We start from the raw sequence: 15,717 nt of genomic DNA, 5'->3' as shown, positions 1-15,717 counted from the left end.
CGGCAGCCCGCCCCCAACACGCCCCCGGACCGGCACACGCCCCGGCGCAAGCACGCGCAAACCACGCGACCGGGCACTGGAGTTATGGCGGAGAAAGCGGCCCCGAACATTGGGGCGAACTGGCTGACGAATTCAAGACCTGCAAGGTCGGGCGGATGCAATCTCCGATCGATCTTGGCGGGGCCGACGTTTCCGGACGGATCGAAGTGCGCACCAACTATAAACCGGGGCCGCTGACGATCCTCAACAACGGGCACACGGTGCAGGTCAATTTCCCCGAAGGCTCAATCCTGTCGAGCGGGATTTCACGTTACAAGCTGATCCAGGTCCACTTCCACACTCCGTCGGAAGAAACCGTCTATGGGGTGCCCTACCCGATGGTCGCGCATTTCGTTCACGCCGACCATGCTGGCAATCTGGCGGTGCTGGGCGTGCTGTTCGAGGAAGGTGCGCACAACCCGGAGTTCGACAAGATCGTCAAGGCCGCCCCGGCGCAACAGAGCGCCGCGCAGACGCTGGGCGGGGTTATGCTCAACCCGGCGCTGCTGCTGCCTCAGGACCTGTCGGTCTGGCGCTATGACGGATCGCTGACCACCCCGCCGTGCAGCGAAGGCGTGCGCTGGCATGTCGCCAGCCACCCGGTCACCGCGAGCTCAGCGCAGATCGCCGCAATCCACGCAATCGTGGGTGACAACGCCCGCCCGATCCAGCCCCGCAATGGACGCCTGTTGGTGTCGGGAACGGATTGAACGACCATACCAGACCCTCCCCATTTTTGGCGAAGGCCACAAATGGGGAGGTGGATGGGCCGTCAGGCCCAGACGGAGGGGTTTCCACGCCAGCGTCCATACCCCTCCGTCTGCGGCTACCGCCGCAGGCACCTCCCCATTTGCGCCATTCGGCGAAAACGGGGAGGATCAGTTGGCTTAGCCCGCGATCACCTGCTTAACGGCCGCAATCGCGTCTGCCGCCTTGCTCCCGTCAGGCCCGCCGCCCTGAGCCATGTCGGGACGGCCGCCGCCGCCCTTGCCGCCCAGCGCTTCCACGCCTGCGCGGACCAGATCGACCGCGCTGACAGTGCCGGTCAAGTCATCGGTGACTGCCGCCGCGATGCTGGCCTTGCCATCGTTGACGGCGACCACCACGGCCACGCCGCTGCCCATGCGCTGCTTGGCCGCATCAAGCAGCCCGCGCAGTTCTTTCGGGTCGAGCCCGTCGAGCACCTGACCGGAGAATTTCACCCCGCCCACATCCTCATCCGCGCTGTCTACCTTGGCTCCGCCGCCGCCCAGCGCCAGCGCCTTCTTGGCTTCGGCCAGTTCGCGTTCCAGCTTGCGGCGTTCATCCACCAGCGCGGCAACGCGGGTTTCGACGTCATCAGGGGTCGTCTTGAGCAAGCCAGCAACCTGCTTCAACTGTTCCTCACGCGCCACCAGCCAGTTGCGCGCGCCTTCGCCGGTCAGCGCCTCGATCCGGCGCACGCCCGAGCTGACCGCGCTTTCGCTGACGATCCGCAGCAGGCCGATGTCGCCCAACGCGCGCACATGGGTGCCGCCACACAGTTCGGTGGAATAGGTCCGGCCATCCGCACTGCGGCCCATGCTGAGCACGCGCACTTCATCGCCGTATTTCTCACCGAACAGAGCCATCGCCCCGGCTTCGATCGCGTCTTCCGGGCTCATCAGCCGGGTGACGACCGGATCGTTGGCGCGCACTTCAGCGTTCACTTCGGCTTCGACCACGGCGAGGTCTTCCGCCGAAAGCGCAGCCGGGTGCGCAAAGTCAAACCGCAGGCGATCAGCCGAAACCATCGAGCCTTTCTGCGTCACGTGATCGCCCAGCCGCCGCCGCAGTGCTTCGTGCAGCAAGTGGGTGGCCGAATGGTTGGCGCGGGTGGCATCGCGGCGCGCGACATCGATGTCGAGCCGGACCATGTCCCCGACCTTGAGCGAACCCGCCGCCACCACCGCATTGTGCGCGTGCAGACGTCCGAGCGGCTTGGCCGTATCGCTGACTTGCAGCGACAGTCCGTTCGCGCCGGTAATGGTGCCGGCATCGCCGGTCTGCCCGCCGCTTTCGCCATAAAACGGGGTCTGGTTGGTGATCACGCTGACGCTGTCACCCGCCCCGGCGCTGTCCACTTCCTTGCCGTCCCTGATCAGCGCAACGACCTGCGCTTCGCCCGTGACGGCGGTGTAGCCGGTGAATTCGGTCGCGCCGACGCGTTCGGCAATGTCGAACCACACTTCGGCGTCAGCAGCTTGCCCGCTGCCCTTCCACGCGGCGCGGGCAGCGGCCTTTTGCTGGGCCATCGCCGCGTCAAACCCGGCCTTGTCGACGCTGATCCCGCGTGAACGCAGTGCGTCCTCGGTCAGGTCATAGGGGAAGCCGAAGGTGTCATAGAGCTTGAACGCGGTTTCGCCGGGGAGCGAGCTGCCCTCACCCAGATCGCCGGTCGCTTCGTCCAGCAGCTTGAGCCCGTTGGCGAGCGTGCGGCGGAACTGCACTTCCTCGCGCAGCAGGGTTTCCTCGATCAGCGGCTGCGCGCGGCCAAGTTCCGGATAGGCCGCGCCCATTTCGGTGACCAGCGCGGGCACCAGGCGGTGCATCAGGGGATCCTTTGCCCCCAGCAGGTGCGCGTGGCGCATTGCGCGGCGCATGATCCGGCGCAGCACATAGCCGCGCCCTTCGTTGCTGGGCAGCACGCCATCGGCCAGCAGGAAGCTGGTGGAACGCAAGTGATCGGCGATCACGCGGTGGCTGGCCTGGGTCTCACCCTCTGCCTTCACACCCGTCAGGCTCACCGAAGCGGAGATCAGCGCCTTGAAGGTGTCGGTCTCGTAATTGTCGTGCTGGCCCTGCATCACCGCGGCGATGCGTTCCAGCCCCATGCCGGTATCGATGGAGGGCTTGGGCAGCTCGCCAGTGATTTCCCCGGCGGTCTGCTCAAACTGCATGAACACCAGGTTCCAGATTTCGATAAACCGGTCGCCGTCCTCGTCCGGCGATCCCGGGGGGCCACCCCAGATGTGGTCGCCGTGATCGAAGAAGATTTCGCTGCACGGGCCGCACGGGCCATCATCGCCCATCGCCCAGAAATTGTCCTTGGTGGGGATGCGGATGATGCGGTGTTCGGGCAGGCCGGCGATCTTCTGCCACAGGGCAAATGCCTCATCATCGGTGTGGTACACCGTGGCCAGCAGCTTGTCCTTGGGCAGGCCCCATTCCTTGGTCAGCAAGGTCCAGGCATGGGTGATCGCCTGTTCCTTGAAGTAATCGCCGAACGAGAAATTCCCCAGCATCTCGAAGAACGTGTGATGCCGCGCGGTATAGCCGACATTGTCCAGATCGTTATGCTTGCCCCCGGCGCGCACGCATTTCTGGCTGCTGGTGGCGCGCGGGGTGGCGCGGGTTTCCAGGCCGGTGAACACGTTCTTGAACGGCACCATCCCGGCGTTGGTGAACATCAGCGTCGGATCATTATAGGGCACCAGCGGCGCAGACTGCACCACATCGTGCCCTTGGCTGCCGAAATATTCCAGGAAGGAGCGGCGGATTTCGTTCGTCGTGGTCATAACGAGCCGCCGATACGGCAGGCCGTGCATTGCGGCAAGTGCGAAGACATCAGGCTTTCCGCGCGGAAACCAGCCAGGCGGCCGCGCCAAAGGCGATCAGGTTGCCGCTGCGATACTCTTCGAGCCAGCCGCGGATGCGGGCCACGGCCGCAGCCTTGTCCTCACCCTCCAACCCGCGCAGCGCGGCGGCGGCGGGGCCGATGCGGCCAAAATAGCCCAGCGCTTCCTCCACCGGGTCTTCGCCCATGCCCGCAACGTAAGCGAAATCAACCGGATCGAGCGCCACTGCCTGCCACCCGGCGCTTTCCAGCACGGCTTCGACATGGGCCGGATCGGCAAAAGCAAACGGCCCCGGCGCGCGCGGGTTGGCGGCAGGGGGGACGCGCAGCAGCTGGGCCATGTCGCTCGCCCAAGGGTTTTCCAACGGGCTGCGGAAGCATGAGAACATCAGTTGCGCGCCCGGTGCGGCCTGTTCCAGCAGGTTGGCGAACGCGGCGGATGGATCGTCAAAGAACATCACCCCGTGGCGCGACACCAGCAAGTCCGGCGTGAACCCGCCTTCGCGCCAGGTGGCGGCATTGGCTTCGATAAAGCTGGCGTTGGACAGCGCCTCCCCCCGCACCCGCGCAGCCGCGACGAGATCGGCGGAAATATCCACTCCAACTACCCGGGTAGCCGGGCGCGCGCGGGCAATCGCCAGGCTCAGCTCTCCCGCCCCGCAGCCGATGTCCAGCACCGCCCGGGCATCGCAAGTGTCGATCCGCTCCAGCAGACGCTGGGTCAGCCCGGAAAAGCTGCGGTCGGTCAGATGATAGTTCTCGGCCCAGCTCTTTCCGACCTGCGCCTGCCAATCCGTTCCTGTCGTCATGGCGCGCAGGCTATGCGCGAAGCGGTTGCGGGACAAGCAACAATAACGGTGAAGATTTCACTTGCAGCGCCCCCCGCGCAGGCAGCGGGGGGCGGATTCGCAAGGTGGCGCACAACAGGATGGTCCAGTGCGCAGATTGATGGGGTCAATCACCAGCCCACTTTGACAGACCGGCGATCCGGCTCAGCCGCGCGCACTGTTTTGCGCAATCAGCGCCGCCAGTTCGCGCACCAGTTTGGCAGCGACAATCGCGGTGCGTTCGTTTGAATCGAAGCGTGGATTGTATTCAACCACGTCGGCACCGATCACCCGCGCGGTTTGGCGGCGCAGCACGGCCAACACCTCCCGCACAGTCAACCCACCGGGTTCGGGGTGCGATACGCCGGGAGCCTCGCCGGGGTCGATGCCATCGAGATCGATGCTGATGTAAAGCGGTCCTTCCAGCACCGGCACCTTGCTTGCCGCGAAATCCGCCATGGGCAGCACCTCTACGCCATAGCGCGCGGCCTGTTCGCGGCAATGCGCGTTCATCGTGCGAATGCCGACCTGGGCCAGGCGGCGCGCCAGCCCGGCCTCCATGATCCGTGCGAAGGGTGAGGCATGACTGCGCGGATTGCTTTCAAAATCGGCATAGAGATCGGGGTGGGCATCGACATGCAGGATGGTCAGAGGGCCGTGCACGGCGTGAAGCGCGCGCACGACCGGGTGAGTCATGGCATGGTCCCCGCCCAGCACCAGCGGCACAGCGCCGGATGCCACCACGTCACTGACCGCCGCAGCGATCAATCCATCGTCCTCGGGTTGTTCGAGCAGCTGCAGATCACCGCGATCGCGCAGTTCGAAGTCGCGTCCTACTTCCATCCCGTTTTCGCAGGCCAGGTTCCCCCGATCCGACCACAGCGCCGCCCGGATCAGCGGCGGGGCCATGGCAGCGCCGCGCTCAAACGAGCTGTTGCTGTCACTGGGTAAACCGATCAGTTCAATCGCTGTTTGCATCGGTCTCAATAGCCGTAATAGGCCCCGCCCTTGGCGCGGGCGCGCTGCCAGGCCGGGCGGGCGTGGATCGCGGCGACGAACGCGGCCAGCTTGGGAAGGTGTTCCCCCATGCCCTGCATAATCGCGATCTCGGCCGGGAAGCTGAGCATCACATCGGCCCCGGTCCAGTCATCACCGATGAAATGGCCAGAGGGTCGGAGCTGATCCTCCATATAGGCGAAATGGCTTTCAAGCTGCTCGGTGATGCGCGGCTCCAACGGGGCGGCGGCATTGCCCAGGCGCGAAGTGTAGAGCCGCAGCAGGATCGGCGTCATTGCCGAGCCTTCGGCAAAATGCATCCATTGCAGGTGACGCAGCGCGTCAGCCGGTGCGGGCCGGAAAGCACCGGTGCTGTGCGTGTCGATCAGGTGCTGTACGATTGCGCCCGATTCCTCGATCACCACCCCGCCGTCCTCCAGCAGCGGCGATTTGCCAAGCGGATGGACCGCCCGCAATTCTGGCGGGGCAAGGTTGGTCACGGCGTCACGCTGATAGTGCCGGATTTCATAAGGCAGACCCAGCTCTTCCAGCAGCCAGAGGATCCGCTGCGAGCGGCTGTTGTTGAGATGATGGACGATCAGGCTCATGCGAAACTCCCCTATGCGGCTTGGCTATCATGCGGCCGCTTATGGGATCAGCCTGGAGCCTTGTCGGCCCGGCCGCAACAAGAAACCGGCGCGGTGCCCATAAGGAACACCGCGCCGGTCCTGTGGTAGGGAGACATGACCCTGGGGTACGGGGACGGGCCATGCCTCCTTCTCAACCCCGGCACCTGCGGCGGGCGAGCCGCGGACCGGAATTCTTCGAAGTTCAGATGTCCTCTTCCGCGTCCGGGCCGGTCATCATCTCTTCGGCAAGACCATCGGTCTGGCTGCGGATCGCAGCCTCCAGCCGGTCGCAAACTTCAGGGTTTTCCTTGAGATACTGCTTGGAGTTTTCACGGCCCTGCCCGATCCGGATCGAATCGTAGGAGAACCAGGCACCGCTTTTCTCAACAATGCCGGCCTTGACCCCAAGGTCGAGGATTTCACCGATCTTGGAAATGCCTTCGCCATACATGATGTCGAATTCGACCTGCTTGAACGGCGGGGCAACCTTGTTCTTGACCACTTTCACGCGGGTCGCGTTGCCGACGATCTCATCACGGTCCTTGATCTGTCCGGTGCGGCGGATGTCGAGCCGGACCGAGGCGTAGAACTTGAGCGCGTTACCGCCGGTGGTGGTTTCCGGGTTACCGTACATCACCCCGATCTTCATGCGCAGCTGGTTGATGAAGATCACCATGCAGCGCGAACGGCTGATCGAACCGGTCAGCTTGCGCAAGGACTGGCTCATCAAACGGGCCTGCAGGCCAACGTGGCTGTCCCCCATTTCGCCTTCGATTTCGGCGCGGGGAACCAGCGCGGCGACCGAATCGACCACCAGCACGTCAATCGCATTCGAGCGCACCAGCGTATCGACGATTTCCAGCGCCTGTTCACCGGTATCGGGCTGCGAGACAATCAGTTCATCGATATTGACGCCCAGCTTCTTGGCATAGACCGGATCGAGCGCGTGTTCGGCATCGATGAAGGCCGCCGTGCCGCCGCCCTTTTGCGCTTCGGCAATCACGTGCAGCGCCAGCGTGGTCTTGCCCGAGCTTTCCGGTCCGTAAACTTCGATCACGCGGCCACGCGGCAGGCCGCCCACGCCCAGCGCAATGTCCAGCCCGAGACTGCCGGTTGAAATCGCTTCAACCTGCATCGTTTCCTTCGAACCCAGCTTCATCGCCGAGCCCTTGCCAAACGCGCGGTCAATTTGCGCCAGCGCTGCTTCCAGCGCCTTTTGACGGTCCATGGTTTCCTTGCCTTCCTGAATCAGCTTGAGCTGTGCAGCCATCATTCGTCCCCTTGCCTAACTCGCTGACCGAGGAGGTCAACTGCGACTCATGTACCGCGTTTGTTCCGATAGAACAAGAGGGGAACTGGAACATTTTTGGAACATTTATATCTATTTGATTTTACGCCATTAAAATCCATTGTGAGACCCGAATCATCCGGGCATTGCCTTTCCGGCCAATCACCCTAGGCTTTGCCGACATGGAAATCCTCACCCCCGCGCAGTTTGCCCCAGATCTGTTCGTCCCGCACTATCATCCGATTGTTTGCGGAGCCTGGCGGCTCGATGTGATCGGCATGGGCGTTATGCCAGGTTACTGGAGCATACCCTGCCTGGTCAGCGGCGTAGCCGCGCTGCAGCGCCACGAACAAACCTGGATGTCGATGTCTCCGCTCGAACTTGAAAGCCAGGGTATCGGCGTGCGCCTGACCAGCGGTCATGTGGTGATTTGCGGACTTGGGTTGGGTTGGGCCGCAGCGGCAACGGCCATGCGTGAAGCGGTGCGGGCTGTGACGGTGATCGAATTCGACCCAGAGGTCCTTGCCCTGCACCGCGAACTGGACCTGTTTGCCCAGCTCCCCCCGCTCCAGCGCGCCAAGCTGCGGATCGTTGCGGGCGATGCCCTGACCTGGCGACCCGATCGCGATCCGGTGGATTTTCTGCTGCCTGATATCTGGCTGCCGCTGGTCGATGACGTGCGGCTTGATCATGTCCGGCAGATGCAGGCCAACATGGGTGCGAACGCGGTCCATTTCTGGGGGCAGGAGCTGGAACTGGCCCGCGCTGCACACCGCGCCGGACGGGCAATCGACGCAGCCGGGATTGCCGCGACAATGGCCGATTGGGGCCTGCCGCTGGTAGGCCCCGAACTGCCCGAATATGCCACCTGGACCCAGGCTGCGGCGCGGCAACACTTGCCAGAACTGTTTTCAGGATAGGACCAGGGGAATGGGGCAGCATACGATCGCCATTGCCGGGTGCGGCCCGGCAGGTCTGGCTTCAGCCTTGCTACTGGCGCGGCAGGGGCACCGGGTTTCCCTGTTTGATCGCTTCCCCGAACCACGCCCGCTTGGATCGGGACTGATGCTGCAGCCAAGCGGCATGGCCGTGCTGGCCGCGCTGGGGCTGGCCGAAGCAGCGATGACGCGCGGCGCCTTGATAGAGCGGTTGCTGGGCTTGTGCGTCAATGGCCGCACGGTGCTGGACGCCCGCTATAGCGAGCTTTCTGGCCCGCGCAGCATGGGGCTTGGAATTCACCGCGCCGGCCTGTTTGACCTGCTGCATGCTGCAGTGGCGGAACATGGCATTGAGCTCCATGCCGGGCATGAAGTGGTGGGCAGCCATTCCGTTCCCGGTGGGCGGATGCTGCGCTTTGCCGGGCAGGCCGATGCAGGTCCGTTCGATCTGGTGGTCGATGCACTGGGGCTGCACACCCCCCTCGCCCCGCCATGCGGCCGTGCGCTGCCGTTCGGAGCACTGTGGGTTACGCTGCCCTGGCCAGAGCATGGGCCGTTCGACCGGCAACGGCTGGAACAGCGCTACCGCGCAGCGCGTGAGATGGTCGGGGTCTTGCCGACTGGCCAGCGCCCGGGCCACGGCGAAGAGCTCGCGCTGTTCTGGTCATTGCGCTGCGAGGACTATCCGGCCTGGCTGGATCGCGGGCTGGATAGCTGGCGCGATGAAGTGGCGGCACTGTGGCCCGAATGCGCTCCGCTGGCCGAGCAGGTGACCGATCCCGCCCAACTGACCATGGCGCGTTACGCGCACCGCACCCTGCCCGTCCCGGCGCAAGACCGGCTGATCCATATCGGCGATAGCTGGCACACCGCCAGCCCGCAGCTAGGCCAGGGCGCGAACATGGCGCTGCTCGATGCCTGGGGCCTGGCCGAAGCGCTCCGGCTGGGCGGCGATCCGGCGCTCGCCCCGGCGCTCACGGTGCAGCTGCGCGGATGGCATGTGGCGTTGTATCAATGGGCGACGGCGTTCTTCACGCCGCTCTATCAGTCCAACGCGGCGTTCCCCGCGCACGTGCGTGACCGTGTTTTCGCTCCGCTCTCACGACTTTGGCCGGGCAAGCAGGTGCAGGCCTTGCTGATGAGCGGATTGCTGGGCGCGCCGCTGAGGCGGCTGGGGCTGGAGCGGGTGGACTATTTGCTCAGCCGAGCTGGTACACTCGGCAGGCGTTGAGCATCATGAAATCGGACCACCCCGGAAACGAGGGCATGCTGATCTGCAGCTGCAACTTTGGGCTGGTCTGCGATCCAGGTACGGCCAGAACCAGATGCCCGTCCGCACCGATCTGGCCACTTCCCGAATAGACCGGCGCGGACGAAGCACCAACCTGATAGACCATGAAAGAGGCATTGAACGGCAGGCCGTTCGCCGCTGACAGTTGAAAGTCGCAATCGACCATCAAGGGCTTTGAACTGGCGGAATACATGATGTTGATCCGCGATTTGGCGCCTTCCTGGCCCAGTGCCACCACCGGCGTCGCGTCAATCGCTGAATAGGTCACCTGTTCGAACCAGAGCGTGGTCCCATTCACGTACATCTGCGAGGCATTGAGCACGACCGGCTCTCCGATCGACGGTTGGCTTGTCAGGCCAAGCACCTTTTGCGCAGTCGCCGCCAGCGTTGCCTTGGCCAGCGCCGTCGGGCGTTGTGCCCGCCGCGCGGCTGCGGCAATCCGGTCTGGAGTAACCTTGGCTACAGCTGCACCGCTGATCGCCTTGACGGTCTGTGCTGCGCCGGTGCCGGGCATGGCCGCCATTCCAAGTGCTGCGGCGATTGTCACAAGATGCTTCATGTCCGGTCCCTTTCCCCAAATCGACCGGGCCAGCATATCACTTCGATTGCGCCAGCACAGTCCCAACCTTGTCCCCGATCTGCTGCACCGAAAACGGCTTGGGCAGGAAATGGACGTCGGCAATGTCGATCTCCTTGCGCAGCTGTTCTTCGGCATAGCCCGACATGAACAGCACCGGCAGGTCCGGGCGGAGTTTGCGGATCGCGCGGATCATGGTGGGGCCGTCCATCGCGGGCATGACCACGTCGGACACGACCATGTCGAACTCGCCCCCGTTCTCGACGATTTCCAGTCCGATGTCGCCATCGCTGGCAGTGGTGACCGTATAGCCCGCGCGGGTCAGCGCCCGTTCGGCGACGGCGCGGACCATGTCTTCGTCTTCCACCAGCAGCACCCGTCCGCCGCCGGACCATTCGATCTGGGGCTGCGGCTTGGCCTGCGGTTCCGGCGCTTCGCTATGGGCCGAAGCATGGTGGACCGGCAGGTAGACAGTGAAAGTGGTGCCCTTGTTCACTTCGCTATCCGCAAAGATGAACCCGCCCGATTGCTTGACGATCCCATAGACCGTGGAAAGGCCAAGGCCCGTGCCCTTGCCCTGATCCTTGGTGGTGAAGAACGGTTCGAAAATCTTGCCGAGGTGATCGGGGGCGATTCCTGTGCCGGTATCCTGCACTACCAGCGCGGTGTAATCACCCATCGGCATGATCCCGCCCTGCATCGCGCGCACGTCTGCCGCGCCGATCTTGCGGGTGGCGAGCGTGACTTTGCCCACGCCATCACCGCGGGCCAGCACTGCATCGCGGGCGTTGACCGCCAGATTGACGATCACCTGTTCCAGCTGGGTCGGATCGGCACGGACCGGGCCGAGATCGCGATCGTGCGTGACCGTCAGCTGGATCTTCTCGCCAATCAGGCGCTTGAGCAGGTGCGATACGTCGCTGACCACATCGGGCAGTTGCAGCACTTCGGGGCGCAGCGTCTGCTGGCGGCTGAAGGCGAGCAGCTGCCGCGTGAGGCTGGCGGCGCGGTTGGAATTGGCGCGGATCTGCTGGATATCGTCATAGTCGCTGTCACCGGGGGTATGGCGCAGCAGCATCAGATCGCAGGTACCAAGGATCGCGGTCAGCACATTGTTGAAATCGTGGGCAACCCCGCCAGCGAGTTGTCCCACGGCCTGCATCTTGGTCGCCTGTGCGACTTGCCGTTTGAGCCGGGTTTCCTCGGTGCTGTCAGTCAGACCCAGCAGCACCGCCGCCTCGCCCAATCCGCGCACGCCCGCCAGGCTGAGCGAGACCGGGTCTTCCGGCTGGTGCTTAAGCCGCACCGCGATGTCCCCGGTGGCTGCCGGCCCTTGGGCAAACCGGCGGATTGCGTCAGACAGCGGGCCCTTGTCTTCCTGCACCACCAGATCGGTGGGATAGGTTGGCGCACCCTGCTCCTCGCGGCCCGCCGCGCGCAGGAAAGCCGGGTTGGCGAACAGCAGCCGCCCGTCACGATCCGCCATGGCCAGACCAAGGGGAAGCTGGCCGAGCAAAGCTTCAAGATGCGGCACGGTCGCACTGCCGCCCTCGCCCCCGGCTCCGGCGCCTGCCCCCAACCCTACGCCCTGATCCACCAGCAGCATCAGACTGGGCGCATTGGCATAGTCCGGCGCGCCAGCATCGGGATCGGTCACGGGCAAGTAATACATAGTCAACGGCGCACCGCGCTTGCCCTCACGCGCCCAGCTGATCCGGTCACGCTCGTCCTGTTGCAGCAAAGTGGTGAATGGCTTGCCGGTAAGCAGCACGGCCCCATCGCCCGTGGCGCGCTGGGCAAAACCGGCGCTATGCGCACGCAAAGTGCCATCAGGATCAACAATCGCGGCGGCAATCCCCGCCTGGCTCAGCGCACGGCCCAGCTTGCCATCAAGGTAAGGGACCAGCGCCGCTACCGGATCGGGATCGACCAAGGCCGAGAATGTCCACACCAGATAGTCATCCCCGCGGCCCGCCCGCAGCGCCGCCGCTTTCCAGCGTTGACCCTGGCTTTCGATTACATCGGCCACCGCTGCGCCATCGCGCCATGCCGCGCGGCCGGTCTTGGCCAGGCGGTCAAGCGAGCCGGGATCAACCGGCAGGCGCGGTGGTGCGCTTTGCATGCCGAACCAGGCTTCATAGCGGGAATTGGCGCAAACCAACCGCCCCGCCCGATCAACAATCCCCACGGCGACATCACCCTGCTCGATCGCGGCAACGGTTACCGACCAATCGGGCAAGGCATATTCGATTTCGCGTTCTTCGGGTTTGGGCCGAAGCAGGATCCAGCCAAGTCCGCCCAGCGCGAGCAGGCCTGCCGCGAACCCGCCGGTCAACACCACCGATCCGCTGACCAGCCAGACCAACCCCAAGCTTAGCAGCAGTGCCCCACCCAGCAGCATGCGATCGCCGCTGCCAGGTCGCGCAGATGCGGCGACCGGCGCGCTCACTCGCTCGCAGCTCCCGCACGGATCCGTTCCATCGCCAGCCGGCGCTTGCGGCGGATCCACCAGGTCCAGCCGATCGCCGACACGACATAGCCGATCGCCCCGGCAATGGTGGCAATGAAGAACAAACCGATCAGCAGCGCCGGGGCAGCATCAGACAGCAGCCACATCGCCCATTCGCGCAGCCCTGCGCCGTTTTCATACAGCGCATAAAAGGTCGATACGTCGGCGTGATAGCCCAGCCAGTTGCCGATCCGGATCGCCCCGATCAGGATCAGCGGAGTGGTGGCCGGATTGGACAGGAACGTCATCAAGGCAGCGAGCGGGATATTGCCCCGACACGGCACGCACATCAGCGCAGCACCGACAATCTGGATTCCCGGGATCAGGGCGAAAATCCCCACCAGCAGCCCCACGGCTACCCCGCGCGGAACCGAACGGCGGGTAAAGCGCCACAGTTCCTGCCGCCGCGCCAATGGCCCAGCGAAGCGGCTGTGTTCCAGCTCTTCACGCTTGGGCATGTTGCGCTGCGCCCAGTTGATTACGCGGGTCATCAGGGTCGTCATTTGTATTCCCGCATAATCCGCTGTTGATCGCGCTTCCAGTCCCGTTCCTTGATCGTCGCGCGCTTGTCCGCCACGTTCTTGCCCTTGGCCAGTGCCAGTTCAACCTTGGCGCGGCCCCGGCCGTTGAAATAGACCGACAGCGGCACCAGGGTCATGCCTTTGCGTTCCACGGCACCGTGGAACTTGGAGATTTCGCGCTCGTTCAGCAGCAGCTTGCGCAGCCGCTTGGGCTGGTGGTTGAAACGGTTGCCGTGGCTGAATTCGGGCACGTTGGAATTGACCAGCCAGACTTCGCCGTTCTTCACTTCGGCATAGCTTTCGGCGATCGAACCTTCACCGAACCGCAGGCTTTTCACCTCGGTCCCGGTCAGGACGATCCCGGCTTCGAACACTTCCTCGATGAAGTAATCGAACCGGGCGCGCCGGTTTTCGGCGACGACCTTCTTTTTGTCGAACTGTTCGCGGGACGGACGGGCCATGATCTGCCCGCATGTAGGGCCGGAATGGTAAAATTCAAACCAATCCCGCGTGGTCAGACACCGTTCTGCCGAACTTTTGCCGCCTCAGGCCGGTTGACAGGTGCATTGTAGTATTACACTAATACACCAATTGCTTCAACTGAACGGAAAATCACCCATGCTAGCCACCACACCACCGCCCCTTCCCCCGGTCGCGATGTGGCGGATCAATGCGATTCGTCTGCTCTTCCTGTTGATGGCGGTAATAATGGGCAGCGTGGTCTGGCGGCAGCTGTTGCTGGATTGGGCAGACTGGCCGCTGTGGAAGGGCGTGGGCAAATCAATGTTGGCGGCACTGGCGCTGATCAGCCTGATTGGCGTGCGCTATCCGCTGCAGATGCTGCCGCTGATGCTGTACGAAATAGCCTGGAAAACCGTGTGGCTCATCCTGATTGCCTTGCGCGCCTGGCTCAACGGGCGCTGGAATGCAGACATCGACAGCATGTTCTATGACTGCATCGGGATTATCGTGGCCTATTTCGTCGTCCCGTGGCGGTACGTCTGGGCGAGATACTTTGCCGAATCGATGGAGCCGCTGCGGCGCCAGCGCTGAATCGGTCAGGCGGCCCGCGCAAATGCGATCCCGCCAGCACCGCCCCCCGTCCGGAACCGTTCGACCAGGCCGTTAAGCGCCGATGCCTCATCAGCCAGACTTCGTGCGGCAGCACTGGATTGTTCGACCATGGCCGCGTTCTGCTGGGTTGAACGGTCCATTTCCGAAACCGTGTTGCTGACCTGCGCAAGACTGCTTGCCTGCCGTTCGCTGGCTTTACGGATCGCGTCGATGTGACCGCTCACGTCATTGACCCGCTCGACAATCCGGCTCAGCGTCTCGCTCGTCGCACCCACCAGCGACACGCCCTCACCCACTTTTTCGCCGCTGGATACGATCAGTTGCTTGATGTCCCCGGCGGCGTCGGCGCTGCGCTGGGCAAGCGCCCGCACTTCGGTAGCCACCACGGCAAAGCCTTTGCCGGCATCACCGGCCCGGGCAGCCTCGACCCCGGCATTGAGTGCAAGCAGGTTCGTCTGGAAAGCGATTCCATCGATCAGTTCGATGATCTTTGACACTTCCTGAGATGACCGCTCGATCGCCTGCATGGCTTCCAGCGCGCTGGTGACCACCCGCTGGCCTTCGGTAACTTCCTGCTGGGTCAGCCCGACTGCCGTGTGGACCTCTGCCGAACCGCGGGCGCTGGCCTGAACCGAATCGTTGACCTCACGCATCGAAGCGGCGGCTTCTTCAAGCGAACCGGCTTGCCGTTCAGTCCGCAGGCCCAGATCGTTCGCGGCGCTGGCAATTTCCTCGGCCGCGATTCGAACTGTTCCGGCGGTCCGGGCCACGCCGCTCAGGCTGAATTCGAGCTGTTCGGCAGCCTGGTTGAAGTGGTTCTGGAGCTGCGCAAAACGGCTTGAAACATCGCTCAGGCGATAAGTCAGATTGCCCTGCGCCAGTTCGGAAAGCGCTGTGCCGAAACTGCTGACGATCGTTTCGTCGGTAGTCTCCTGATAGACCGAAACAGAGATTTCGATGTCGAGCAGGATCGCCTTGATCAGCGCGCTTACTTCCTGCGCCAATTTGCGCCGCGGGGTAAACCGGCGCTGTTCGATAAGTTCGGTGACGAGGTTCTGCGCGACCAGCGAATAGCCCGCGACGTACCAGCGCGGCTCCAGCCCGATCCGGGCGTGGGTGCGGCCGATGGTCTGAACCCGGTTGACGTAGCTTTCATCAAAGTTTGCCTCGGCAATCACCGACCAGTGACTGGCCTGCGCACCCTTGGCGCGGCCAACATGGGTATCGTCGCGAAAAAAATGACCGGTTTCCGGATTGCTGCGAATCCGGGCATAGAACCGGTCCAGCGCAGGCCCCATCGCCTTGTCCAGGATAGGCTTCATCCCGCGCAAGGCGGCACGGTCGGCATCGCCGAACTCGATGAAATTCAGCCGTTCTGAAATGGCTGCCTGACTGCCGCTGCCGATCATATGCGCTTACTCCCGTTTCATGGT

General features: G+C 63.9%; 14 protein-coding genes. 4 read left to right on the top strand and 10 right to left on the bottom strand.

The genetic code is table 11. From position 1 onward, the window contains the following. A partial coding sequence (locus MNBBLIKP_RS07195) for a carbonic anhydrase (RefSeq protein ID WP_088308926.1) occupies positions 1-749 on the top strand: 749 nt, incomplete at its 5' end. A 177-nt stretch (positions 750-926) separates the two neighbouring features. Here the strand turns inward: MNBBLIKP_RS07195 and alaS are convergent. The 5 genes from alaS to recA all read right to left on the bottom strand — a co-directional run bounded on the left by alaS (position 927) and on the right by recA (position 7,356). Then, positions 927-3,575 carry an alanine--tRNA ligase gene (gene alaS / locus MNBBLIKP_RS07190; protein ID WP_088308924.1) on the bottom strand — a complete coding sequence of 883 codons (2,649 nt, stop codon included), beginning with the start codon at positions 3,573-3,575 and terminating at the stop codon, positions 927-929. A gap of 49 nt (positions 3,576-3,624) precedes the next feature. Next, positions 3,625-4,443: a class I SAM-dependent methyltransferase gene (locus MNBBLIKP_RS07185; RefSeq protein ID WP_088308954.1), complete on the bottom strand. Its 819-nt coding sequence runs from the start codon at positions 4,441-4,443 to the stop codon at positions 3,625-3,627. Positions 4,444-4,626: 183 nt separating this feature from the next. Further along, entirely contained in the window at positions 4,627-5,439 is an 813-nt protein-coding gene (locus MNBBLIKP_RS07180) for an agmatinase family protein (RefSeq protein WP_088308922.1), read from the bottom strand. A gap of 5 nt (positions 5,440-5,444) precedes the next feature. Then, positions 5,445-6,065: a glutathione S-transferase family protein gene (locus tag MNBBLIKP_RS07175; RefSeq protein ID WP_088308920.1), complete on the bottom strand. Its 621-nt coding sequence runs from the start codon at positions 6,063-6,065 to the stop codon at positions 5,445-5,447. A gap of 223 nt (positions 6,066-6,288) precedes the next feature. After that, a complete protein-coding gene (gene recA / locus MNBBLIKP_RS07170; protein ID WP_088308952.1) occupies positions 6,289-7,356 on the bottom strand; it encodes a recombinase RecA in 1,068 nt (355 codons plus the stop codon). Positions 7,357-7,556: 200 nt separating this feature from the next. Between recA and MNBBLIKP_RS07165 the strand changes: the two genes are divergently transcribed. Both MNBBLIKP_RS07165 and MNBBLIKP_RS07160 read left to right on the top strand, forming a co-directional pair. Beyond that, positions 7,557-8,294, top strand: a complete 738-nt coding sequence (locus MNBBLIKP_RS07165) for a hypothetical protein (RefSeq protein WP_088308918.1) — start codon at positions 7,557-7,559, stop codon at positions 8,292-8,294. Positions 8,295-8,304: 10 nt separating this feature from the next. After that, a complete protein-coding gene (locus tag MNBBLIKP_RS07160; RefSeq protein ID WP_088308916.1) occupies positions 8,305-9,543 on the top strand; it encodes an FAD-dependent oxidoreductase in 1,239 nt (412 codons plus the stop codon). On the opposite strand, the gene MNBBLIKP_RS07155 is transcribed toward MNBBLIKP_RS07160, so the two are convergent. The 4 genes from MNBBLIKP_RS07155 to smpB are packed head-to-tail and all read right to left on the bottom strand — an operon-like array spanning position 9,512 to position 13,671. Beyond that, positions 9,512-10,162: a hypothetical protein gene (locus MNBBLIKP_RS07155; protein ID WP_140420544.1), complete on the bottom strand. Its 651-nt coding sequence runs from the start codon at positions 10,160-10,162 to the stop codon at positions 9,512-9,514. The genes MNBBLIKP_RS07160 and MNBBLIKP_RS07155 overlap by 32 nt on opposite strands. 37 nt (positions 10,163-10,199) lie before the next feature. Beyond that, a complete protein-coding gene (locus MNBBLIKP_RS07150; protein WP_088308950.1) occupies positions 10,200-12,581 on the bottom strand; it encodes an ATP-binding protein in 2,382 nt (793 codons plus the stop codon). 44 nt (positions 12,582-12,625) lie between these two features. Next, the gene (locus tag MNBBLIKP_RS07145) at positions 12,626-13,192 is read right to left on the bottom strand and encodes a DUF2062 domain-containing protein (RefSeq protein WP_088308912.1); all 567 of its coding nucleotides are present in this window, start codon (positions 13,190-13,192) and stop codon (positions 12,626-12,628) included. Beyond that, positions 13,189-13,671, bottom strand: coding sequence for an SsrA-binding protein SmpB (gene smpB, locus MNBBLIKP_RS07140; protein ID WP_088308910.1), 483 nt, complete (start codon positions 13,669-13,671; stop codon positions 13,189-13,191). Before smpB ends, MNBBLIKP_RS07145 begins: the two co-directional genes overlap by 4 nt. A gap of 196 nt (positions 13,672-13,867) precedes the next feature. On the opposite strand from smpB, the gene MNBBLIKP_RS07135 reads away from it, so the two are divergent. Further along, complete coding sequence (locus tag MNBBLIKP_RS07135; RefSeq protein ID WP_088308908.1) at positions 13,868-14,263, top strand: hypothetical protein; 396 nt, start codon at positions 13,868-13,870, stop codon at positions 14,261-14,263. Between the two features lie 5 nt (positions 14,264-14,268). On the opposite strand, the gene MNBBLIKP_RS07130 is transcribed toward MNBBLIKP_RS07135, so the two are convergent. Then, positions 14,269-15,693: a methyl-accepting chemotaxis protein gene (locus MNBBLIKP_RS07130; RefSeq protein ID WP_088308906.1), complete on the bottom strand. Its 1,425-nt coding sequence runs from the start codon at positions 15,691-15,693 to the stop codon at positions 14,269-14,271. Between the last annotated feature and the right edge of the window lie 24 nt (positions 15,694-15,717).

The organism is Novosphingobium sp. B 225, from assembly GCF_002198665.1.
In the GTDB taxonomy this organism is placed as follows: Bacteria; Pseudomonadota; Alphaproteobacteria; order Sphingomonadales; family Sphingomonadaceae; genus Novosphingobium.
This window is presented reverse-complemented; position numbering and strand designations above follow the sequence as displayed.